Here is a 1,560-nt window from a genome sequence, read left to right on the forward strand (position 1 = left end):
ACTCCCGAAGGAGCTTCATCGCTCGACTTGCATGTGTTAGGCACGCCGCCAGCGTTCGTCCTGAGCCAGGATCAAACTCTCAATTTAAAAGTTTAATCTTTTTTAGCTCATCGCTATTTTAACACTTTGTGTTAAGAATTAACTGGTTTCATTCTTCTCTGTTTAATTTTCAAAGATCAACCGCCACCGTTAAGCAGCTTCTATATATTATCACGGCAACTTTTCTTTGTCAACACTTTTTTAACTCATGTTATTTACTCACCGCTTCCCTTCTTCTTGGGAACGAGATTAATCTTACCACTTTCCCCTATATAACTTTCTAAACTTGTACACTAATATTTAAAATTATCCTTATAATTCTTGGTTTTTCTCCATATTATTTAATATTTCTTTTACTGATACGCCTGGAAAAGTATTTCATATATAATTCCATAAAACTTATATATAACCCATAAAAAGTATGTTAAATAATGCTTAAATTTTAAATTAATATAATTATTTTAACCTTCAATTATAAAATTTTTTTATATACTATATTTCACCACCATAAGTAATAGTTTTTACAGACATTATTATTTAAGCTTTTTATAAGTTAAAACTGTTATAATACATGTATAATATCAGTTATTTAAAATTTCATTTAGTATTCTTTCATTGAATATAAATCATTATTACTATTTTCCCTAATTACATGTCCCTCAGAATTTTCTATATCTCATCACATATTCCATAAAACCAGAATCTTCATTTTCCTTTTCCTCCTCCACAATAAACCCACAATGTTTATAAAAATTAACTGAAGATGTATTTTTAAGATAAACTGTTAACTCTAAATTATAATATAAATCTTGACAATACTTTAATAGCTTTCTCCCTACACCTTTTCTATGGTATTCATTTAAAACAAATAAAGCACCAATAAATAAGTTATCAATAACACTTATAAATCCTTTAATTATACCATCTTCCTTGTATATAAAGGTTTCAGAGATTTGAAGATATTCTTCTTTTACAATTTTATAATTTTTAATCCAATAATCCTTTTCTATAAAATTATGGGCTATTATATTAGTTTTTAGCCAGATAGTCATAACCTCTTCAACTTCAAAACATCCCATTTGTTTAATCATAATATCTATCCTTTCTTAAATATATAAAGTATTTAGAAATATATATTAAAATTTATCTATATAATATATAACACACCTATTATACAAACAAGATATATTTTTTTATAAAATAAAAAACACTAAGTATATACTTAGTGTTTTAATATTACCTGGCGACGACCTACTCTCCCACAAGGCCTCCCTTGCAGTACCATCGGCGCTTTGAAGCTTAACCTTCGTGTTCGGTATGGGAACGGGTGTTACCTTCAAGCCATAATCACCAGATACTGATTTACAGAAATCTTCGATTTCACTTTAAATCATTACTCCTCAGTTTCCTGAGTGAGTTATCTTTGAAAGAACTTATTCTTTCAAAATTGCACAAAGTAACATTTATTAGATCAAGCCCTCGACCTATTAGTATCAGTCAGCTGAATACATTGCTGTACTT

The 1,560-nt window shown here is 28.3% G+C and carries 1 protein-coding gene and 2 rRNA genes; all 3 read right to left on the bottom strand.

Features of this window, described 5'->3' with window-relative positions; genetic code table 11:
- Window positions 1–87: ribosomal RNA gene (locus EJL03_RS15795) — 16S ribosomal RNA — on the bottom strand; the annotation flags it as partial.
- A 611-nt stretch (window positions 88–698) separates the two neighbouring features.
- On the bottom strand, window positions 699–1,130 hold the full coding sequence (locus EJL03_RS15800; protein ID WP_125154920.1) for an N-acetyltransferase: 432 nt from the start codon (window positions 1,128–1,130) through the stop codon (window positions 699–701).
- 147 nt (window positions 1,131–1,277) lie between these two features.
- Window positions 1,278–1,394: ribosomal RNA gene (gene rrf, locus EJL03_RS15805) — 5S ribosomal RNA — on the bottom strand.
- Window positions 1,395–1,560: the final 166 nt, after the last annotated feature.

Source organism: Clostridium rectalis (assembly GCF_900626095.1).
Taxonomy (GTDB): domain Bacteria; phylum Bacillota; class Clostridia; order Clostridiales; family Clostridiaceae; genus Clostridium_AS; species Clostridium_AS rectalis.